The sequence below is a fragment of the Cupriavidus sp. HE11 genome (assembly GCF_056097175.1).
Map to the genome: position 1 here is coordinate 1,046,876 of NZ_CP184465.1, position 21,804 is coordinate 1,068,679.

Below are 21,804 nucleotides of genomic sequence, written 5' to 3' on the forward strand. Positions count from 1 at the left end.
GCCCGCCAGGGCGCGCCGCGCGGACCTTCCGGGAACCGTTACCCCACTTCAGACGGGCGCCTGCGCTCCCCCGAATCGGCCGCCGGCCGACGTTCCACAAACAAAAAAGGCGTTACGGGTTACGTAACGCCTTGCTCGTTTCGGGTAACAGTCATCATGCACGCGCGCCGTCCAGGTACGGGTCGAAGGTGCGGGCCGGCGTAGCGGAGACACCCACGTTATCGAGACCGGCGACGAAGCGCGCGCCGTCCGTGTACGGGTCGGCATTGCGGGCGCCGTCCAGATACGGGTCGGCGGTGCGTCCGGGGGCTGCCGAGACACCCACCTTGTCGAGGCCGGCTACCGTGCGGGCACCGTCCGTGAAGGTATCGGGCTTGCCGACGCGGGCGCCGTCGGTGAAGGCGTCGTGCGTGCGGAATTCATAGCCGTACTTGTCAGCGGCAACCGTGCTGCGGAACGTGTAGCCATACTTGTCTGCCGATACCGTTTCAGCCTGGGCGGCACCGAGGGCGGCCAGCGACAGAACCAGAGTCGAAGCGATCTTGAGGGCGGTGGTCTTGGTCATGATTTCTCTCCGTAAAAGATTTTGCAGATTTATTCAGTTTGTATGAATGGTCCCGGTGCGCTTCGTTGCTGCTGCTTTCTTGTTTGCGCTGTGTTGCGCGCCGTCCATGAACAGAACTATAGGCCTGCCGCCCGAGGCGAAAGTGATCCATTCGCGGACAAGTTATTCAATTTTTTTGAATTTAAGAAACTTCCCGCAAAGCGCCGGCAAGCCCACGTGTTGCCGGCAGCCTGCTGCAATGCGCTACAGTGACGCGCATGCTGGCTACCTGATGGCACCTGATGGCGACCAACTCCGTCCGCATTTCTGACTGACATGCACAGCTCGCGCCCCCGTCTTCTTCCGGCCCTGGCCTGGCTCCAGGCCATCCTGCTGCTGATGCTCCTGAGCGGCCACGCCTTCGGCGCCGGTTCGCCGTTGCTGAATGCCATCAAGGCTCCTGCTGCCGACAAATCCGCGTCGGCACCCGCGGCCAGCGACGCGCTGGCCAAATCGCTGGACCATGTCATCGGCACGCTGCAGAGCGACACCGAACGGCAGGCTCTGCTCACCCAACTGCAGACCTTGCGCCGGGGGCTGGACGCCCCCGCCCCGGCCGCAGCCGCCAGCACACCGGCGCCGGGGCTGATCGGCGCGGTGACCCAGGCGCTACAGGAAATCGACAACACCCCGCAAAACAACCGCGGCCCGTGGCAGTACTGGCGCTGGCGCATCCGCTTTGCCGGCGAGGAACTGCGCGAGGCGATCACGATTGGCGACACGCGCGCGGCGCTGGAATCGTGGCGCGAGTTCGGCATCGTGCTGGCTGGCTGGGCGCTCACCGGGTGGCTGCTGTTCGAGCTGTCGCGCCGGCTGCACCGCAACCGGCTGCGTCCGGCGCGCTCCACCGAATTGCCGCTGGTGCCGTCGTGGGTCGATGTCGGCATCTATTTCCTGCGCCGGATCGGGCCGTGGATCGTCGCCTTCGCGCTCACGGTGCTGCTGGCCTACAAGGTCTTCGGCCGGACGCCGGCCAGCATGGGGGCGGTGCTGGTGGCCTACGCCATCGTGGCCGGCGCGCTGATGTCAGCGGTCTGCCAGGTCATCTTTGCGCTGTTCCAGTCCGGCCACCGCGCCCATGCGGTGCGCGACCTGCTCAGGCATTCGCCGATCCTGCTGTTCGTCACGGGCGCCCTGGCCGCGCTGGGCGAAGCCAATACCGATGCCCGCGTGATCGCCGCGCTGGGCGTAAACCTGTCTGCGCTGGTGAGCACCTTCGCCAATATCCTGGCCGCCGTACTGATTGGTGTCTTCACGTTGCGGTTCCGCCGGGCCGTCGGGCAGCTGATCGCCTTCCGCCCATTTGCGTTCCGGCAGGAGCATCCGGCGCTGATGGAACTGCTGAGGATGGCCGGCCAGGCCTGGTACCTGCCCATGCTGGCGGTGGTGGCGGCGTCGGTTGTCGGCACGATCATGGCGACCGGGCGCGCCGACGAATTCCTGCGCCGGGCCGTGATCACCGTGGCGTTGTTCGTGGGCGCCATGCTGCTCACGCTGGTGGCGGGCCGCTCGCCCAAGGCCGCAGTCCGGGCACCCCGGCTGCGCGACCGCCGGCGCTCGGCCTACATGCGGCGCTTTGGCCGTTTCGGCGTGGCGCTGATGCGCGTGATCATCTGGCTGGCATTCCTGGAACTGAACGCGCGCATCTGGGGCACGTCGCTCATGATGCTGGCCGACTCGACCGTGCTGGGGCGGCATATCACTCGATCCGTGCTCAGCGTGATCGGCGTGGTGCTGCTGGCCTGGCTGGTATGGCTGCTGATCGACACGGCGATCACGCAATCGCTGTCACCCACCAACAATCGTGCGGCACAACCGAGCCTGCGCGCCAAGACCATCCTGCCGCTTGTGCGCAACGCCTCGTTCGTGGCACTGCTGGTGGTGGCGATGATCGCCGTGCTGGCCAACCTGGGCGTCAATGTCACGCCGCTGCTGGCCGGTGCCGGCGTGGTGGGCCTGGCCATCGGCTTTGGCGCGCAGAGCCTGGTGCAGGATCTGATCACGGGGCTGTTCATCGTGATCGAGGATTCCATCGCGATTGGCGATTCCATCGAACTGCCCGACCACGCCGGCGTGGTCGAAGGCATGACGATCCGCACGTTGCGGTTGCGCGATGGCAAGGGCGCGCTGCATACGCTGCCCTACAGCCAGATCAAGGCGGTCAAGAACCTGTCGCGCGACTACGCCTTTGCGGTGTTCAGCGTTTCGATTGCCTACCAGAGCGACTTCGACCGCGCGCTTGAAATCATCCGCGAGACCGGGGCCGAGGTGGCCCGCGACCACCGCTACGCCCGCAACCTGATGTCCGGACTGGACATCCTGGGTCTGGACCGCTTCGATCCGAACGGCCAGGTGGTGCTTGCCCAGTTCAAGACACGGCCACTGACCCAGGCCGAGATCTCGCGTGCCTTCAACGTCCGGCTCAAGCGCAACTTCGATGCCGAAGGCATCCGGATGGCGGCACCTTACGTGACCGTGCAGGTCGACGGCGGCAACAACGGGGCCGCTGCCGAAGCCGCCTTGACGGCCGCAGCCGGCGCGGGCGCCGAATTAGTCACCTCCACAAAGGGCAAGTCTTAACATTCGCTACCTGAATGTGAAGATACGGGCGCGCGGCCGGCGCGTTGTCGCATTTGCGCAATGGCGACAAGCGAACTTGGCCGCGAATCGTTTGAAATACAGGGGTCACCGCATTACTATCTCGCGAACTCAGACAATCCGCGGGGGCCACCAGCCGCCTGCGCCGGTTGGCGGAAAGGCAGGCGCGGTGCCGAAAAGCGGCGTATCCCCCTCCCTTTGCGGGATATTCCCGTACCCTGCTTTTGCAGGATCATCGCTGTACACATTTTCGAGGCCACGCGCTCCCAGTAACACCGGGCCCGACATTGTGACCATACAAAGAATGACCGCGCCTCGACGCAGCGGTCTTGAGGAAAAAGGCGTTTGCCACCGGGGAAAAAAGAAATGGGCGAACACTTGTCTGCCGACGACGTCTTCTATCGTCTGGTCGATAGCATCTATGAATCCGCCATGGACGTGGCGGCCATGCCGGCGGCCCTCGACCTGTTTTCCCGCTACACCTGCTCTGCCAGCCCGAGCTACCTGATCTGGGACAAGCTCGCGGGCCAGACTCGCCTGGGTGTCACGCCACACGGTTGCTTTACCAGCGTCAGCACCATGCCCGAAAGCATGCGGGCGCTGCCGACGCACGCGGCCGTGGCGGCCACCGCCGATGCCGGCATGCTGCCCGGGCCCGACCCGGACGGCCCCACGCCCTTCGACTGCAACGGCCTGGCCAATGGCATCCGCCTATTCGATACGCACGATGTCTGCGTCTGGATGAGTGCGACGCCGGGTTGCGATGCCTGCCGGCCATTCGATTGCAACCAGCGCGTGGCACAGGTGATGCCGCACTGGGCACGTGCCGCGCGCATGCAGCATCGCAATTTCGAGCTGAGCGGCCTGGCTTCGATGGGGCTGGCCGGACTCGACACACTCGATTTCGGCGTGATGGTGCTGCAAGCCGACATGCGCGTGCGCTACGCCAACAGTTGGGCCGAAGCACTGGTGCAGGCCGACTCCAACCTGGCGCTCGACAACGGCGTGCTGTGCGCGCATCCCGAATCACTGCAATCGGTACTGGCCAGGCTGCTGGACAGTGCCGTACACGGCGGCCGCCATGGCGGCGCCGCGGCGGGCTCGTGGATGCACATCACCTCGGGCGGCCAGCCCGTGCCGATCATCGTCATGCCGCTGGTATCGCGCCAGCCGGTGGAAGGGCCGTGGCAGTTGCCGATGGCCATGATGCTGCTGGGCAATTCAGAATCCCGTTCGGTGCTTGACGCCGCCGTACTGACGTCGCTGTTCGGGCTGTCGCGCAAGGAGAGCATCATCGCCATCCGCCTGGCGGCCGGCGAGACGCTCAACGAGATCGCCGAGCGCGAATTCCTGTCGCCGCACACGGTGCGCGTGCATATCCGCGATACGCTGCGCAAGACCGGCACGCACCGCCAGTCGGAACTGGTGCGCTTGCTGCACCTGCTGCCTGGCGTGGACCTGGAGCGCGTGGGCGCATGCTCGACGGCACGGCCGCGCGGCCAGGGGCGCCCCCGGTAACATCACCTTGCGAATATCCCCCCCACCAGGCGGCGGGGGGTGTCAATGAAGCGCTAGGCTGCCTTGCGATGCAGATTGTGGCGGCGCTCCGGCTTGCACTCGTACTTGAGTTCGCGCCGGCCATCCTCGTAGACCACTTCCAGGCGCACCGTAAAGCCCCACAACCGCGTGACGTGGCGAATCACCTCGTCGAAATTCTGCGCCAGCGGACGGCGATCCTGCTGTAGATGTCGCAAAGTCAGGGAGCGGTCGCCGCCGATATCGACATTGGTTACCTGGATATTGGGCTCCATGTTCGACAGGTCGTACTGGGTAGCCAGCAGGCGGCGGATCTCGCGATAGCCTTCGTCGTCGTGGATGGCGGTGACCCGCAGCTTGCCCTCGCGGTCGTCGTCCAGCACCGAGAACAGCTTCAGCTCACGAATCACGCGCGGCGACAGGAACTGCAGCAGGAAGCTCTCGTCCTTGAAGTTGCGCATCGCAAAGTCTAGCGTCTGACGCCAGTCGCTGCCGGCAATCTCGGGCGCCCAGCGCCTGTCTTCCTCGGTCGGGTTCTCGCACATGCGGCGCAGGTCCTGGAACATCAGGAACCCCACCGTGTACGGATTCAGGCCGCTGTAGTACGGGCTGTGGTACGGCGGCTGGTAGATGACGTTGGTATGCGCCTGCAGCAGTTCCAGCATGAACGCGTCATTGACCAGCTTTTCCTCGTACAGCTGGTTGATGATGGTGTAGTGCCAGAACGTGGCCCAGCCCTCATTCATGACCTTGGTTTGCCGCTGAGGATAGAAGTACTGGGCGATCTTGCGCACGATACGCACGATCTCGCGCTGCCACGGCTGCAGCTTCGGCGCGTTCTTCTCGATGAAGTACAGCAGGTTCTCCTGTGGCTCGGGCGGAAAGGTCACCTCGAACTCGGCGGCTTCCTCTTCCTCGCGCAGGGCATGGGGGCGATGCTTCGGCAGCGTGCGCCACAGGTCGTTGACCTGCATCTGCAGGTAGTTCTCGCGCTCTGCCTGGCGCGCCTGCTCCTCGGTGATCGACAGCTTCTTGGGCCGCTTGTAGCGGTCCACCCCGTAGTTCTGCAGCGCGTGGCACGAATCCAGCAGCAGTTCCACCTCCTGCTCGCCATAGCGCTGCTCGCACTCGGCCACGTAGTTCTTGGCGAACAGCAGGTAATCGATGATCGCGTCAGCGTTGGTCCAGGTGCGGAACAGGTAGTTGCCCTTGAAGAACGAGTTATGGCCGTAGCAGGCATGCGCGATGGTCAGCGCCTGCATCGGCATCGTGTTCTCCTCCATCAGATATGCGATGCAGGGATTGGAGTTGATCACGATCTCGTAGGCCAGCCCCATGTAGCCGCGCTGGTAGCCACGTTCCGACGCCAGGAAGTGCTTGCCGTACGACCAGTGGCTGTAGCCGACCGGCAGGCCCGCCGACGCATAGGCGTCGAGCATCTGCTCGGCCGTGATGATCTCGATCTGGTTCGGATAGGTGTCCAGCCCGAAATCGCCGGCGATGCGGGCGATTTCGCGGTCATAGCGCTGGATCAGCTCGAAGGTCCACTCCGAGCCCGTCGAAAGATAGGCCATAGACTTCCCCAGTGACATGCCGGCCCGCGCCACGCGCAGCGCCGGTTTGCTGCCGAATGCCTTGCTACCTGTGGGCCGGCCACGCCGCACGTTTCTGGAACAGGTCGTGCAACACGGGATAGATCTCGTCCGCACCAATGATACGCTGCATCGCAAAGTGCTCGAACTGGTTCTTTACCGTGAGGTACTCTTCCCAGAGATTCTGCGGCTCTTCCGAGGCCACCTCCACATACGCGTAGTACTGCACCAGCGGCAGGATCGACTCGCGCAGCAGCCGGCCGCACAGCTCGGAATCACCGGCCCAGTTATCGCCGTCCGACGCCTGGGCGCAATAGATGTTCCACTGGCTGGGCGGGTAGCGGTCATGAATCACTTCCACCATCAGCTTCAGCGCGCTTGAAACCACGGTACCACCGGATTCCCGGGAATGGAAGAAATCCTCCTCTTCCACCTCCTTGGCAACCGTGTGATGCCGGATGAATACCACGTCGATGCGCTCGTAGTTCCGCTTCAGGAACAGGTACAGCAGCATGAAGAAGCGCTTTGCCAGATCCTTGCGGCTTTCGTCCATCGATCCCGATACGTCCATCAGGCAGAACATCACCGCCTGCGCCTGCGGCCGCTTCTTCAGCACGCGGTTGTTGTAGCGCAGGTCCAGTTTCTCGATAAACGGCACGCGGTCAACCTGGGCACGCAGATGGCGCATCTTTTCCATCAGCGCCTCGGCCTGTTCGGAGTACGGCCCCTCCTTCTCGAGCACCTCGTTGTACTCGATCTCCAGTTCGTGCAACCGCTTCATGTAGGGGCTGGACAGCGCAATGCGCCGCCCGAGCGAACTGCGCATGGTGCGCAGGATCGACAGGTTCGATGGCGTGCCGTCGATCGAGAAGCCGGCGCGCACCTTGCGCACCTCGGCAATCTTGGCAAGGTGGCGCTTCGCCAGGTCCGGCAGCGCCATGTCCTCGAAGAAGAAATTGAGAAAGTCCTCGCGCGACAGCGTGAAGACGAAATCGTCCTCGCCTTCGCCGCTGTCGCTGGCACGAGACCCGGTGCCACCACTGCCCTGCTGCTGGCGGTCGAAGCTGTCACCCCTGACGAACTTCTTGTTGCCCGGGTGAATCCACTCCCGCTTGCCGCCCTGGCCGTGATGGAAGATCGGCTCGGAGATGTCCTTGACCGGTATGGACACCTGCCCGCTCTGCTCGATGTCCATGATCTTCCGGCCGGACACCGCCTTCGCCACCGCCTGACGGATCTGCTCGCGGTAGCGCTTGATGAAGCGTTGCTTGTTGACGGCGCTCTTGTTGCCGCCGTTCTCGCGCCGATCGATGACCGTGCCCATATGCCGTCCGTCCGCCCTGGTAAGAGACGCCAAGAAAAGCGCGCCGTGGAAAAAGACCGCGTCCGGAACCGGTTACGATGATTTTCTGACGCGCAGATACCACTCCACCAAAAGTCGAACCTGCTTGGGGGTATAGCCTTTCTCAACCATCCGGTTGATGAAGTTCTCGTGCTTTTCCTGATCCTCGCGCGACGACTTGGCGTTGAACGAGATCACCGGCAGCAGGTCTTCCGTGGTGGAGAACATGCGCTTTTCGATCACCATCCGCAGCTTCTCGTAGCTGGTCCAGACCGGATTCTTGCCCCCGTTGTTGGCACGGGCCCGCAGCACGAAGTTGACGATCTCGTTGCGGAAATCCTTCGGGTTCGAGATACCGGCCGGCTTTTCCACCTTCTCCAGTTCGTCGTTCAGCGCGTTGCGGTCCAGGATCTCGCCGGTATTCGGATCGCGATATTCCTGATCCTGGATCCACAGGTCGGCAAACACGACGTAGCGGTCGAAGATGTTCTGGCCATATTCGGAATACGACTCCAGGTACGCGGTCTGAATCTCCTTGCCGATGAACTCCACATACGGTGTGGTCAGGTACTCCTTGATGTACGACATCAACTTGGCTTCCTGCTCCGGCGGGAACTGCTCGCGCTCGATCTGCTGTTCGAGCACGTAGAGCAGGTGCACCGGATTGGCCGCCACCTCGGTATTGTCGAAATTGAATACCTTCGACAGCACCTTGAACGCGAAACGCGTGGACAGGCCGTTCATGCCTTCGTCGATGCCGGCGTAGTCGCGGTACTCCTGGTACGACTTCGCCTTCGGGTCCACGTCCTTGAGGCTTTCGCCGTCATAGACGCGCATCTTCGAGAAGATGTTCGAATTCTCCGGCTCCTTGATCCGCGTGAGCACGGCGAACTGCGCCATCATCTTCAGCGTGTTCGGTGCGTTGGGCGCCGCCGACAGCGAACTGCTGCGCAACAGCTTGTCGTAGATCTTCACCTCGTCGGACACGCGCAGGCAGTAAGGCACCTTGACGATATAGATCCGGTCAAGGAAGGCCTCGTTGTTCTTGTCGGCCTTGAACGTCTGCCACTCGGCCTCGTTCGAGTGCGCCAGGATGACACCATCGAAAGGAATCGCGCCAAAGCCCTCCGTGCCCTTGTAGTTGCCTTCCTGCGTGGCAGTCAGCAGCGGGTGCAGCACCTTGATCGGCGCCTTGAACATTTCCACGAATTCGAGCAGGCCGCGGTTGGCCAGGCAGAGGCCGCCGGAATAGGAGTAGGCATCCGGATCGTCCTGCGGGAAATCTTCCAGCTTGCGGATGTCGACCTTGCCGACCAACGACGAAATGTCCTGGTTGTTCTCGTCGCCCGGCTCGGTCTTGGAGATGGCGATCTGCGCCAGCACCGACGGGCGCAGCTTCACCACGCGGAACTTCGTGATGTCTCCGTTGAATTCGTGCAGCCTCTTGACGGCCCAGGGCGACGGAATGGTATTCAGGTAGCGCACCGGAATGCCGTAGTCCTCCTCCATGATCTTGCCGTCCTCTTCGGGAGAGAAGAGGCCCAGCGGCGATTCATGGATGGGCGAACCCTTGAGCGCATAGATTGGAATCTCTTCCATCAGCGCCTTGAGCTTCTCGGCCAGCGACGACTTGCCGCCACCGGGGGGCCCAAGCAGGTACAGGATCTGTTTGCGTTCTTCCAGGCCCTGCGCCGCGTGCTTGAAGAAGGAGACGATCTGCTCGATCGTGTCTTCCATCCCGTAGAAGTCGCGGAACGCCGGGTAGACCCGGATAACCTTGTTGAAGAACAGTCGGGACAGGCGCGGATCGTGGTGGGTATCCACCAGTTCAGGCTGTCCGATAGCGGCGAGCATGCGTTCGGCGGCGGTCGCGTAGGCAGCAGGATCCTTCTTGCAGATCTCCAGATATTCCTGGATGCTGTATTCCTCTTCCTTGCGAGCTTCGAAGCGCGTGGCGTAGTGGCCAAAAATGTCCATACCTCACTCCCGTCAGAGTCCCACGTCCGAGGCGAAGGTAGTTCTACTCCCCTAAGACTTCGCGGCAACTTTGCTGTTCCGCCACCCCGGCTTGGTGGAGTTGCCAAGTTGCGAAGTCTTTACTTCATCATAGTCAAATAACGGCGAACGTGAATCCGGAGTTGACCGTGTGTTGCTGTCAGTTCAGTCGCTGCAATGCACGCTCATGACATGCACGACATGCGACCGGACACTCGTTTCATCACCCCGCTGCGACGGGCCATCGACCATGCTTGTGACACACATTACACCTTTCACGTGCGTCCTGCACAGCGTGTTGTGTAACGACCGATCAAATCCAGACACATCTGACACGCACTGTCAGCCATGGTCCTACACCCACGTTTCCACTGTGAATGGACAACGTTGCGACCGACATCGTGCAAATGCATGATTTGCACCGCTTTTCGCATATCGACCTGCGCAATTCCCAATTGCCGGTGCCGTGCGTTGCCCCACGCATCGCTTCCGACTGTTCCGCACAGACACCACGCGATGCCTCTGCGCCAGTCATGGCGACAACATCGCTGCGACCACTTGCCGCGGTTGCCACGCGTCAGCACTGTCAGGCCGAGAGTGCCAGCCCCTGGATGGAAGACCGCCTCCGCCGCGTGCGTGCACCGCTTTAGCGTTGGAACCAGCCCGCATCGCACAGTCCGAGTGCGTGAAGCCGCCATGAACGGGAGATGAGCAGAATGCGTGCCACGCGCGCATGAATTGCTGCAGTGCAGCGCGTGACACACGTGGCACAGGAAGAGGCCAGGGGCGAAGCGTAGAGAGAAGCGCGGAAAAGACAGGAGGGGCGAGCGCCCCTTGCCTCTGTCAGATCGGATCCCAGTTGATGACGTCGGGCGAGCGATCCAGCTTGAAGAAGCTCGAACGCATGGCCGGCATGGCGATCTCGGCCACCGTCTCTGGCGTCCAGCCCTCGCTGGTATGCACCGAGCGCACCGGACGCGGCTGGCTCATCAGCATGATTTCATTGGCGCGCACGGCAAAGATCTGGCCGTTCACCTCGCTGGCCGCAGCGCTTGCCAGGAACACCGCCACCGGCGCGATCTTGCCGACCTCCATCTTCTGCAGGCGCTGCACGCGGGCCTTCTCCTCGGGCGTCTCGGCCGGGATCGAGCTGGTCATGCGGCTCCACGCGAAGGGGGCGATGCAGTTCGACCGCACGTTGAAGCGCGCCATGTCCAGCGCAATGGATTTGGACAGCGCGGCGATGCCCAGCTTGGCGGCCGAGTAATTGGCCTGGCCCAGGTTGCCGATCAGCCCCGACGTCGACGTCATGTGGACGAAGGCGCCGCTTTCCTGGTCCTTGAAATAGTTGGCGGCCGCGCGGCTGACGAAGAACGTGCCATGCAGGTGCACGTCGATCACCGACCGCCATTCTTCCTCGTTCATCTTGAAGAACATGCGGTCGCGCAGGTTGCCGGCGTTGTTGACCACGGCGTCGATGCGTCCGAAATTGTCGAGCGCGCACTGGACGATGGCGTTGGCACCCGCCCAGGTGGACACGCTGTCGGTATTGGCCACCGCCTCGCCGCCAGCCGCGCGGATTTCCTCCACCACGCGTTGCGCCGGGCCGGCGTCGCCGCCTTCCCCGCTCATCGATACGCCCAGGTCGTTCGCCACCACGCGCGCACCGGCCGCAGCCATGCCCAGCGCGATCCCGCGGCCAATGCCACCGCCCGCGCCCGTTACCACCACGACCTTGCCTGCCATCATTCCACTCATCTTCGCCTCCTTGGGTGCGAGATTGCCGGGTTCCGGAACGTCACCCGTTCTATTGCCAAGGCGGATACGATAAATTGTCGGCGGAGTTTCTGGAATTCACGAATGACAAAAGTGGGCTTCACGCTCGCTGAACCCATGCACTACGACCTGACCGACCTGCGCCTCTTCCTTAACGTGGGCGAGACCGAAAACCTGACCCGCGCTGCAGAACGCAGCTTCCTGTCGCTGCCCGCCGCCAGTTCGCGCATCAAGCAGCTGGAAGAGTCCTTCCAGACCCAGTTGCTGATCCGCCAGGTCAAGGGCGTGCGGCTGACGCCCGCCGGCGACGAATTGCTGCGCCATGCCCGCGAGGTGTTCCGCCAGCTGGAATGCCTGCATGCGGACCTGCGCCCCTATGCCAAGGGCGTCAAGGGCCGCGTACGGCTGCTGGCCAACACCACGGCCACCAACTCGTTCCTGGCAAATGGCCTGTCGCGCTTCCTGTCTGAAAACCCCGATGTCGACGTGGAACTGGAAGAACATCTGTCCGCCGATATCGTTTCGGCGGTCGGCACCGGTGCCGCCGACCTGGGCATCGTGGCGGGGGAAGTCGCCACGGCCGACCTGGACACCATGCAGCTCTGCAGCGACGAACTGATCGTGATTGCGCCGGTCAACCATCCGCTGCCGGCCTTCAAGGCGCTGCATTTTGCCGACCTGCTCGATACCTGCCGCTTCGTGGGCCTGAACCAGTCATCGGCTATCCAGTCGTTCCTGGACCGCATTGCCAGCGGCATGGGCAAGCGCATCAGCCTGCGCATCCAGGTAGGCAGCTTCGACGCCGTGTGCCGCATGGTCGAGGCCGGCGCGGGCATCGCCATCGTGCCCAACAGCTGCGCGCGGCGCTACGCCAGCCGCAAGGTGCTGCGCTTCATCCGGCTCGAAGACGACTGGGCGCGGCGCGAACTGCGCCTGGTGCGCCGGCCCGGCCGCGAACTGCCGCAGTTCGCGGAAACCCTGATCCGCTACCTGGCCGACGCGGCGAGAGAGCCGGTCTGAACGCGAAAGGAAAAGGGGGCCCGGCGGCCCCCTCCCCTTGCCAGTCCGGCGTCAGACGCTGGATCGGCGTTCAATCTCAGTCCGCACTCAGTCCGCACTCACCCCGGCGGCCTTGATGATCGGCGACCATTTGTCGATCTCCGATGCCAGCCAGCTGTGCAGGGCTTCCGGCGTCTGCTTGTCCGCCGGCACGATCACCGCGCCCAGATCCTTCATCCGCGCCACCACGGCCGGGTCCTTCAGCGCCGTGCGCAGCGCGCCATTGAGCTTGTCGATCACGGCCGGCGGCGTGTTCTTCGGCGCATAGATGCCGTGCCATACCTTGACCTCGAAGCCCTTCAGACCGCCCTCGCGCAGGGTGGGCGCGTCCGGCAGCGCCGGGATGCGTTCGGCCGTGGTCACGCCGTACAGCTTGACCTTGCCAGACTTGATATGGGGCAGCGTCTGCGTGGTCTGGTCGCAGAGGACATCCACCTGGCCGCCCAGCAGTGCGGTCAGCGCCGGTGCCGTGCCCTGGTAGGGAATCGTCTGCAGGTCCACGCCGATCGCCTTCTGGAACAGCATGCCGCACAGCTGCGACACGGCGCCCAGGCCAGCGTTTGCCAGGTTCACCTTGCTCTGGTTCTGCTTGATATAGCTGACCAGTTCAGGCAGCGTGTTGGCCGGCAGGTCATGGCGGCCCAGCAGCGTCATCGGCACGTCGGCCACCTGCCCCACGAACGAGAAGTCGGTCAGCGGCTTGTACGGCAGCTTCGAATACAGCGCCGGGGCCGTGGCCATGCCGTTATGGTGGATCAGGATCGTGTAGCCGTCGGGCGCGGACTTCGCCACGTAGGCGGCCGATACGGTGCCGCCGGCGCCGAGCCGGTTTTCCACCACCACGCTCTGGCCCAGCGATTTCGACATGGCCGCCGCCACCGAGCGCGCCACCACGTCGGTAGGCCCGCCAGCGGCAAACGGCACGACCATGGTGATGGGCCGCGAGGGATAGGCGTCGGCCGCCCGCGCGACGCCAGGCGCCACAACCACCACAGCGGCCGCCGCCAGTGCGGCCCAAGTCACGGTTGCTGAAAGTTGCCGGTAGAACATCATTGACTGTCTCCTGTCTGCGCGTATGGCACGCGTCTGGTTGTCCTGGAATCGTGACCCGCAGCGTGCAAGCATTGGACGCTGCACACAATTCCGATTTGCCGAAGGGAGGAGACGGCCCGGGAAAAGCCACGGGAATACCCTGAGCCGATCCCCGGGCCCATCCCTAAGCCGGACAGAAGCCGCGCTTCAGCAAATGCGAATGTTGCTGCCGCGGCGGCTCGGGAATAATGGCCTCACCCCCGACATAGACGGACATTGCCATGCATGCTGCACAGGACCAAGACCAGATTTACCCCGAAATCCGCGAGGCCGTACGCGACCTCTGCCTGCAGTTCGACTCCGCGTACTGGCAGCGCATCGAGGAACACAACGGTTTTCCTGAAGAATTCGTCCAGGCGCTGACCCAGGCCGGCTGGCTGTCGGCGCTGATTCCCGAGGCCTACGGGGGCTCGGGCCTGCCGCTGACCGCCGCGTCGGTCATCATGGAAGAGATCAACCGCAACGGTGGCAATTCCGGCGCCTGCCACGGCCAGATGTATGTGATGGGCTGCCTGCTGCGCCACGGCTCCGACGCGCAGAAGCAACGCTGGCTGCCCGGCATCGCCTCGGGCGAACTGCGCATGCAGTCGATGGCCGTGACCGAGCCCACCACCGGCACGGACACCACCAAGCTCAAGACCACGGCCGTACGCAAGGGCGACAAGTACGTGATCAACGGCCAGAAAGTGTGGATCTCGCGCGTGCAGCACTCCGACCTGATGCTGCTGCTGGCGCGCACCACGCCGCTGGACCAGGTAAAGAAGAAGTCGGAAGGCCTGTCCGTGTTCGTGGTGGACCTGCGCGAAGCCATCGGCAACGGCCTGACGGTCCAGCCGATTCGCAACATGGTCAACCACGAGACCAACGAACTGTTCTTCGACAACCTGGAAATCCCGGCCGAGAACCTGATCGGCGAGGAAGGGCGCGGCCTCAAGTACATCCTCGACGGACTGAACGCCGAACGCATCCTGATTGCCGCCGAATGCATCGGCGACGGCTACTGGTTTGTGGAGCGCGCCAGCGGGTATGCCCGCGAACGCATCGTGTTCGACCGCCCCATCGGCCAGAACCAGGGCGTGCAGTTCCCGATCGCGCGCTCCTACGTCAACGTGGAAGCGGCCAGCCTGATGCGCTACAAGGCCGCGCAACTGTTCGACGCCGGCAAGCCGTGCGGCAAGGAAGCCAACATGGCCAAGCTCCTGGCGGCCGATGCCTCGTGGGAAGCCGCCAACGTATGCCTGCAGACGCACGGGGGCTTCGGCTTCGCCGCCGAATACGACATCGAGCGCAAGTTCCGCGAGACGCGCCTGTACCAGGTGGCGCCGATTTCCACGAACCTGATCCTGTCATACGTGGCCGAGCACGTGCTCGAACTGCCGCGTTCGTTCTGACCGCCCGACGCCAACGCCGAACATGCCCAACGAAACCTACCCGACGCGCCAGCTCTGCGAGTTCCTGGCGCAACTGAAGCTCTCCGACGTCCCCGCGCCCGTGGTCGAGCGCACCAAGGACCTGTTCCTCGACTGGATCGCCTCGGCCATCGCCGGCAAGGACGCGCCGGCAATCCGCCGCATCCAGGAATTCGCTGCCGCCATGGGGCCGCAGTCCGGCGATGCCGAGGTCTTCGTCGACCGCCGCCGCACGTCGCCCTACTTTGCCGCGCTGATCAACGGCGCGTCGTCGCACGTGGTGGAGCAGGACGACGTCCACAACGGATCGGTGCTGCACCCTGCTGCCGTGGTGTTCCCGGCCGTGGTGGCCGCCGCTCAGGCCGAGGGCAAGACCGGCGCCGAAGTGCTGCTGGCCTCCATCGCCGGCTACGAGGCCGGCATCCGCATCGGCGAATTCATGGGCCGCTCGCACTACCGCGTGTTCCATACCACCGGCACGGTCGGCACGCTGGCCGCAGCCGCCGCTGTTGCCAAGCTGTACGGGCTGGATGCCGAAGGCATCAACCAGGCGCTGGGCTCCGCCGGCACGCAGGCAGCCGGCCTGTGGGAATTCCTGCGCGATGCGGCGGACTCCAAGCAGCTGCATACTGCCAAGGCGGCCGCCGATGGCCTGCAGTCGGCCTGGCTGGCCCGCGCGGGCTTCACCGGCGCGAAGCAGATCCTGGAAGGCGCGCAAGGCATGGCGGCCGGCATGTCCAGCGACGCCAACCCCGCCGCCCTGACCGACGGGCTCGGCACACGCTGGGCCACCGCGGAAACGTCGTTCAAGTTCTTTGCGTCGTGCCGCCACACGCACCCTGCGGCCGATGCGCTGAAGGCGCTGATGCAACGCGAAGGCCTGCAGGCCGAACAAGTCGACGCCGTGACCGCACACGTGCACCAGGGCGCCATCGACGTGCTGGGTCCGGTGGTGAACCCGGTCACGATCCATCAGGCCAAGTTCTCGATGGGCACCGTGCTGGGTCTGGTGGCCGTGCATACGCATGCCGGCCTGGGCGAGTTCGAGCAGCATGCGCTGCAGGACCCGCGCATCGCGGCGTTCTGCAACAAGGTGACGATGGCGCTGGACGACGAGATCAACGCCGCCTATCCGCGCCAGTGGATCGGCCGCGTGACGGTACGCACCACCGATGGCCGCTCGCTGGAAGCGCGCGTCGACGTGCCCAAGGGCGATCCCGACAACACGCTGTCGCGGCCGGAACTCGAAGCCAAGGCGATCCAGCTGGGCGCGTTCCGCCATGGCGCCTCCGAGGCCGAGATGCGCACGATCATCGACCGCGTCTGGCGCCTGGACCAGCAGGCCAACGTCAACGACTGGCTGCCCGCACCGCGCCAGACTACCCGCTAACCGCCAACTGGTAACCGACCCCCATCGCCATGACCACCCCTACGCTAGAACAACTGCGCGAATGGATCGGCCGTTCGGAATCGCGCACCGAAACGCTCGCCACCGAGCCGGTCCAGGCGCTCGCGGCCACCTTCGATCTCGATGGTGCGGCCATCGCCAGCCAGCCGCTTCCGCCGCTGTGGCACTGGCTGTACTTCCTGCCGCGCGCCCCGCAGCGCACGCTGGGACAGGACGGCCACCCCACGCTGGGCGGATTCCTGCCGCCCGTGCCGTTACCGCGCCGCATGTGGGCGGGCAGCGAGCTGTCTTTCCACCGGGGCCTGCGCGTCGGTGAAACGGTCACGCGGACATCGACCATCACCGACGTCCAGCACAAGGCCGGCCGCTCCGGCGAGTTGTATTTCGTGTCCGTCGATCACGTGTTCACGGTCGGCGGCGAAACGGCGCTGACCGAACGTCACGACATCGTCTACCGCGCCATGCCGCCGAAGGGGCAGGCCCAGCCGCCGCGCCCGGCACTTGAGCAGGCCGCGCAGTTCGGCCGCACGCTGCAGGCCGACCCCGCGCTGCTGTTCCGCTTCTCTGCGCTGACGTTCAACGCCCACCGCATCCACTATGACCTGGACTACGTGCGCGACGTGGAGGGCTATCCCGGCCTGATCGTGCATGGCCCGCTGCAGGCCATGCTGATGCTGGAACTGCTGCGCCACGAGCGGCCCGGCGCCCGCGTGAAGCGCTTCGGCTTTCGCGGGCTGGCGCCGTTGTTCCACCAGGACACCGTGGCCGTGGGTGGCGCCGACGATGCCGGCACGCCGGGCCGGGTGCTGCTGTGGACCGGCGACAACGCCGGCGGCCAGGCCATGTCCGGCTGGGCCGAGACCGAAGGCTGAGCCTGGTAGCCGAGCGGGTTCAGGGTCATCATCACCTGAAGCGGCAGGTTGCCGGTGTCGCGGCCGCCGAACATGTAGAAGCGGTCGCCGCTGGTGCGCAGGCAGGATGCGATGGTGTCCTTGCCTTCCGGGATGGCTTCGTCGATGGCGTTGCCTACCTTGAACGTGCGGTACTGGATGACGTCCAGGTCCATGTCCAGGTCCATGTCCGCCAAGGCGCCCTCGCAGGGCGGCGCGTTGCTGCGCCGCGACGGTGTCCTCGGCCCAGGCCGTCGACACGCGGTACAGGTGGATGACGGCTGCAGCCTAGTGGTATTGCATCATGGATCCGCCCCGGTCCATGCCGGGGCGGGTGGCCCGACGACAGGCCCGAGACTCAGATCACCAGTTCGATCAGGAACGGTCCCTTGCGCTGGTTGGCCGACTGGAACAGGTCATTGAACGCGTCCATATTGTCGGCGCGCGCGGCTTCGACGCCCATGCCGTTAGCCATCTTGACCCAGTCGAGGTCCGGATTGCCGATGTCCAGCATGTCCATGGCGGTCTTGCCCGGGTTGGCACCCACGCCAGCCAGTTCGCCCAGCAGGATGGCGTACTTGCGGTTGGCAAGCAGCACGACGGTCACGTCGAGCTTCTCGCGCGCCATGGTCCAGAGCGATTGCAGCGTGTACATGCCCGATCCGTCGGCCTGCAGCGCCACCACGCGGCGATCCGGCGCGGCAATGGCGGCACCGGTTGCCAGCGGCAGCCCGGCACCGATCGCCCCGCCGGTCAGCTGCAGCCAGTCGTGCGGCGCGGCGTGGACAGTGCCCGGATAGAACGCGCGGCCAAAGCTCACGCTTTCCTCCACCACCACGGCATGCTCGGGCAGCAGCGCGGTCAGCGACTGGGCCACGGCTTCGGAGGTGATGGCACCCTTTGCCGCTTCCACCGGCATGGTGGCAGCGGCAGGCAGCTGCGCATTGCGGGCGCCAAGTTCATCGGCCAGGCGCGCCAGCGCTTCGCCCAGGTCTTCCTCGGCGCGGGCCAGCACATGGATCGCCGCATCTTCCGGATACGGCCGCGGCGACTTGCCGGGATAGGCGAAGAACGTGACTGGGGTCGGCGCGCCCACCAGGATCACATTGCGGATGCCGGCAAGCTTCTGGCGTGCAGCGTCGCCCGAGTATGGAATCCGGTCGATTGCCAGCCGGCCGCGGCCGCGTGTCACACGCGAGTTCGACATCGGCGTGATCAGGCGGGCATCGGTAGCTGCCGCGATGCGATGGGCATCGGACAGCGCGCCTTCGCGCAGCGCACTGCCGGCCAGCACGATCAGCGTGGGCTGGCCGCTGCGCAGGATGCGCGCGGCGTTCTGCACGGCGTCCGGCGACACCTTCGGCACGGCCAGCGGCGGCAGCGGCGCCGCCACCTGGCCGCCGTCATCCCAGCACACGTCGGACGGCAGGATCAGGCTGGCCACGCCACCTGGCGCGCTGCGCGCCGCCTGCACGGCCACCGCTGCGTCGGCACCTACCGATGCGGCATGCGTGGCGGTGCGCGTCCACACCGAAACGGGCCGCGCCCAGCCTTCGGTATCGGCCGTCAGCGGCGCGTCGAGCGGGCGATGGTACGTAGCCTGGTCGCCAATGATGTTGACGATCGGCGTCTGCGCGCGGCGAGCGTTATGCAGGTTCGCCAGGCCGTTGGCCAGGCCGGGCCCGCAATGCAGCAGCGTGGCGGCGGGCTTGTCGGCCATCCGCGCATAGCCATCGGCGGCGCCCGTCACCACGCCTTCGAACAGGCCCAGCACGCAGCGCATGCCGGGAATGCGGTCGAGGGCGGCCACGAAGTGCATCTCGCTCGTGCCGGGATTGGCAAAGCATGTGTCCACGCCACAGGCCAGCAGCGTCTTCACCAGGCTTTCTGCGCCGTTCATCTTGTCTTGTGTCTCCATCTTGGGTTCCGTGCGGGTTGGCGGTTATCAGCAACGATTGGCGAGCAGGTCGAAATCCAGGCAGACGTACTCGGTGGGAAATTCGATACGGGCGTAATAGACGATCACATCGTCCACGCAGGCAAAGCGGCGCAGCTCAGCCACGGGCGCGCCCACGGCCAGTTCCAGCGCACCGGCGCACTCGGCACCGGCCGGCACGATGGACAGGCGCTGCCGGGCGGCATTGACCTTGAGTTCGGGAAAACGGTCGAGCACCGGGACCGAGGCGCCCTGGCGGAACGCCTCGGGCTCGCGCGCAAACACATCGGCGGCGATATAGACCTCGCCCACGGCAAAGGGCCGGCCTTCGAGCCGGTGCGCGCGGCGCAGGAAATGGTAGGCGTCGGCCCGCCGGCCGTCGCAAGGCATGCCCAGATCGTCGGGCAGGGCGACGTCGGCGGTGGATTCGACCATGGCTTCGGTGGATAGCTGGTCGCCCACGGCCACGGCCTGGTCCCAGCTGATGGGCAACGCCAGCGGCCGGCGCGCACGCCCGGCGGCCTTGACGAAGGTGCCGCGGCCGCGCGAGCGGGCCACGAGTCCTTCGGCGTCGAGCTGGGAAATGGCGTGATGCATCGTCATGCGCGCCACGCCGTACTGGCGGCACAGTGCATCGAGCGATGGCAGCTGCTCGCCCTGCCGCCACGCACCGCTTTCGATCTGTCGGCGAAATATCGTGGCGAGCTGCAGGTAGACCGGCTCGCGGCTGCGGGAAAGAAGGTCGGTGGCGTCCGGCATCGTGGGCGACATGGCGCGGCCGATGCCGGTGCGTGACTGCACCGGCCCATCAGGCCGATACCGGACTCTATTAAAAGTCTAGCTGGCTAGACTACTAGGGTTTACGCCCCACCCGTTCCGCCCTGCGGGCCGGGTGTACCCCGATCGCGGCAAGGGACGCGACTCAGGCCGCCGGAACGGCAACCAGCGCAAACCCGTCGTTGCTCGCCGCATCGGCTTGTGGACGCAGGCCCAGACTCACCGCATGGCGGATCGATGCAGCCAGCGCCTGCTTGCGTCGCCAGGCCGAACGCTTTTTCGACGCCACTTCGGAAATGTCTCGCTCGGGCTGCTGCACCGGCATCTCGAAGTTGCCGTTGGGCAGCGCCGTGCCGTGGTATTCCATCCAGAAGCTTTCGTAATCAGCCTGGATCTCCCGGGGCCGGTGCCGCTGGCGTCCCACATGATTGGCGCGCGATACCGCCACGATCCGATGTGCGCCGACCTGGCCGGCCAGCGCCAGCAGCGCCTGCATGAGCGCGTCCTTGGGCCGGAGTCCCTCGCACGCCTTGGTGGCAGCGCGGATCCAGTCCAGGCTGGCGTTGTTCATCGGCCCTTGCAACCCACCTATATAGAGCTCCACGCCGTCGGCGGCGCGCCGCAGGTAGAAGCTCAGTTGCGCCAGACTGGCGCCGGATTCGTTATCGATCCAGTAGAGCCCGAGTTCGCCTTCCTTGGGATTCGGCCCGGAGTCGGTCACCCGCAGCGTGTAACGACCGTCACCGAAGGCCCAGTCCAGGCCGCCGCTCAGGTAGATGCGGTCGCATACGCACACAGGCAGCGTCTCGTGCATGACCGCAAAGTGCTCCAGCACCAGCCGGGCACGTTCGCCAAAGCGCAGCCCATAGGCGCCAAGCGGCCGGAACGGCTTTTCCAGCACCAGCGGGCGCTCGGCGATCACGCGCTGCAGCAACGCACATGACGACGCGGCGCGCAGCCACGGCTGGGTGGCGCTGCGGCTGACGGCCGAAAGCGCCACCAGCTTGATCCGGCGCGACAGCCATTTGCGGCTGCCGGTGGGATAGCAAAATGCTGAAATCGAAGCGACCGTACCCAGATAGCGCACATAATCGCCCGGCAACAGGTAAAGGATTCCCCCTGCGTGGCTCTGAAGCCCCTGCAGACATGAAACTGGTCCATGCACGACTGACTGCTCCCCTAGTTGGCGTGTCGGCGATTCTATGAGACCTCGATCCGGTAGACCTTGATCTACGATACCTTGAGCACGCAATTGCGACCCTCGTCGCCGCTGGCGAAATCCGGCGCGACGCGCGCCGACCTGCCCTTTGTTGGATGAATTCGTGGGGTGGCGGCCGGTTAGTAATAATCCGTAACGCGTTGAAATATTATACGTTGACGCTGTTACAAATCATCGACAATCGTGTCACACGTCAGTTGGTTGCTTGTAGGGCAAAAAAAAACGGAGCCTGAGGCTCCGCTTCCTGGTCGTCACGCGCCTCCGCGCATGACGCGTGTCTGGCCCTGAGGGCCGGGGGTGCGCCGGGTTACCAGCGTGCGTCCCGTTCCCAGGCCTTCATTTCTTCTTCCGCCCGTTCCTTCGTATAGCCGTAGCGTTCCTGGATGCGGCCGGCCAGTTGATCACGCTTGCCGTTGATGACGGTGATGTCGTCGTCGGTCAGCTTGCCCCACTTTTCCTTGATCTTGCCCTTGGCCTGATCCCATTTACCTTCGATCTGGTCCCAGTTCATATCTGGCTCCTTCGTGTCAGTGGACTGTGGATCATCCGCGTTGCGGCGTCACGTACGTGC

General features: G+C 64.7%; 16 protein-coding genes. 6 read left to right on the forward strand and 10 right to left on the reverse strand.

Annotated features, from left to right (window positions below; translation table 11 throughout):
* Positions 1-154: 154 nt before the first annotated feature.
* Positions 155-565 (reverse strand): hypothetical protein, encoded by a 411-nt coding sequence (locus ACOABP_RS22075; RefSeq protein WP_474230294.1) that lies wholly within the window; start codon positions 563-565, stop codon positions 155-157.
* 315 nt (positions 566-880) lie between these two features.
* Here ACOABP_RS22075 and ACOABP_RS22080 point away from each other — a divergent pair, with 315 nt between their 5' ends.
* Entirely contained in the window at positions 881-3,184 is a 2,304-nt protein-coding gene (locus tag ACOABP_RS22080) for a mechanosensitive ion channel family protein (protein WP_474230295.1), read from the forward strand.
* Between the two features lie 384 nt (positions 3,185-3,568).
* Positions 3,569-4,720: a helix-turn-helix transcriptional regulator gene (locus ACOABP_RS22085; protein WP_474230297.1), complete on the forward strand. Its 1,152-nt coding sequence runs from the start codon at positions 3,569-3,571 to the stop codon at positions 4,718-4,720.
* Between the two features lie 53 nt (positions 4,721-4,773).
* On the opposite strand, the gene ACOABP_RS22090 is transcribed toward ACOABP_RS22085, so the two are convergent.
* From ACOABP_RS22090 to ACOABP_RS22105, 4 genes are all read right to left on the reverse strand, one after another.
* Positions 4,774-6,312, reverse strand: a complete 1,539-nt coding sequence (locus ACOABP_RS22090) for a SpoVR family protein (protein WP_474230298.1) — start codon at positions 6,310-6,312, stop codon at positions 4,774-4,776.
* A gap of 64 nt (positions 6,313-6,376) precedes the next feature.
* Positions 6,377-7,654: a YeaH/YhbH family protein gene (locus ACOABP_RS22095; RefSeq protein WP_474230299.1), complete on the reverse strand. Its 1,278-nt coding sequence runs from the start codon at positions 7,652-7,654 to the stop codon at positions 6,377-6,379.
* A 72-nt stretch (positions 7,655-7,726) separates the two neighbouring features.
* A complete protein-coding gene (locus ACOABP_RS22100; protein WP_474230301.1) occupies positions 7,727-9,649 on the reverse strand; it encodes a PrkA family serine protein kinase in 1,923 nt (640 codons plus the stop codon).
* 861 nt (positions 9,650-10,510) lie between these two features.
* Positions 10,511-11,425 carry an SDR family NAD(P)-dependent oxidoreductase gene (locus ACOABP_RS22105; protein WP_474230303.1) on the reverse strand — a complete coding sequence of 305 codons (915 nt, stop codon included), beginning with the start codon at positions 11,423-11,425 and terminating at the stop codon, positions 10,511-10,513.
* Between the two features lie 135 nt (positions 11,426-11,560).
* Between ACOABP_RS22105 and ACOABP_RS22110 the strand changes: the two genes are divergently transcribed.
* Positions 11,561-12,463 (forward strand): LysR substrate-binding domain-containing protein, encoded by a 903-nt coding sequence (locus ACOABP_RS22110; protein WP_066741263.1) that lies wholly within the window; start codon positions 11,561-11,563, stop codon positions 12,461-12,463.
* Positions 12,464-12,550: 87 nt separating this feature from the next.
* Here ACOABP_RS22110 and ACOABP_RS22115 read toward each other — a convergent pair whose 3' ends face one another.
* Positions 12,551-13,555, reverse strand: coding sequence for a tripartite tricarboxylate transporter substrate binding protein BugD (locus ACOABP_RS22115; protein WP_474230304.1), 1,005 nt, complete (start codon positions 13,553-13,555; stop codon positions 12,551-12,553).
* 260 nt (positions 13,556-13,815) lie between these two features.
* Between ACOABP_RS22115 and ACOABP_RS22120 the strand changes: the two genes are divergently transcribed.
* From ACOABP_RS22120 to ACOABP_RS22130, 3 genes are read left to right on the forward strand one after another with little or no spacing between them, the layout of a single operon-like run.
* On the forward strand, positions 13,816-14,985 hold the full coding sequence (locus ACOABP_RS22120) for an acyl-CoA dehydrogenase family protein (RefSeq protein ID WP_066741158.1): 1,170 nt from the start codon (positions 13,816-13,818) through the stop codon (positions 14,983-14,985).
* A 22-nt stretch (positions 14,986-15,007) separates the two neighbouring features.
* Entirely contained in the window at positions 15,008-16,393 is a 1,386-nt protein-coding gene (locus ACOABP_RS22125; protein ID WP_474230306.1) for an MmgE/PrpD family protein, read from the forward strand.
* A gap of 29 nt (positions 16,394-16,422) precedes the next feature.
* A complete protein-coding gene (locus ACOABP_RS22130) occupies positions 16,423-17,283 on the forward strand; it encodes an HTD2 family dehydratase (RefSeq protein WP_474230307.1) in 861 nt (286 codons plus the stop codon).
* A 376-nt stretch (positions 17,284-17,659) separates the two neighbouring features.
* Here the strand turns inward: ACOABP_RS22130 and ACOABP_RS22135 are convergent, their stop codons facing one another.
* The 4 genes from ACOABP_RS22135 to ACOABP_RS22150 form a co-directional block, all read right to left on the reverse strand.
* The gene (locus tag ACOABP_RS22135; protein WP_474230491.1) at positions 17,660-19,201 is read right to left on the reverse strand and encodes an acetolactate synthase large subunit; all 1,542 of its coding nucleotides are present in this window, start codon (positions 19,199-19,201) and stop codon (positions 17,660-17,662) included.
* A gap of 45 nt (positions 19,202-19,246) precedes the next feature.
* Positions 19,247-19,996 (reverse strand): GntR family transcriptional regulator, encoded by a 750-nt coding sequence (locus ACOABP_RS22140; protein ID WP_066741257.1) that lies wholly within the window; start codon positions 19,994-19,996, stop codon positions 19,247-19,249.
* A 163-nt stretch (positions 19,997-20,159) separates the two neighbouring features.
* Positions 20,160-21,116, reverse strand: coding sequence for a DUF535 family protein (locus ACOABP_RS22145; protein ID WP_474230309.1), 957 nt, complete (start codon positions 21,114-21,116; stop codon positions 20,160-20,162).
* A 424-nt stretch (positions 21,117-21,540) separates the two neighbouring features.
* Positions 21,541-21,744, reverse strand: a complete 204-nt coding sequence (locus ACOABP_RS22150; protein ID WP_066741149.1) for a CsbD family protein — start codon at positions 21,742-21,744, stop codon at positions 21,541-21,543.
* Between the last annotated feature and the right edge of the window lie 60 nt (positions 21,745-21,804).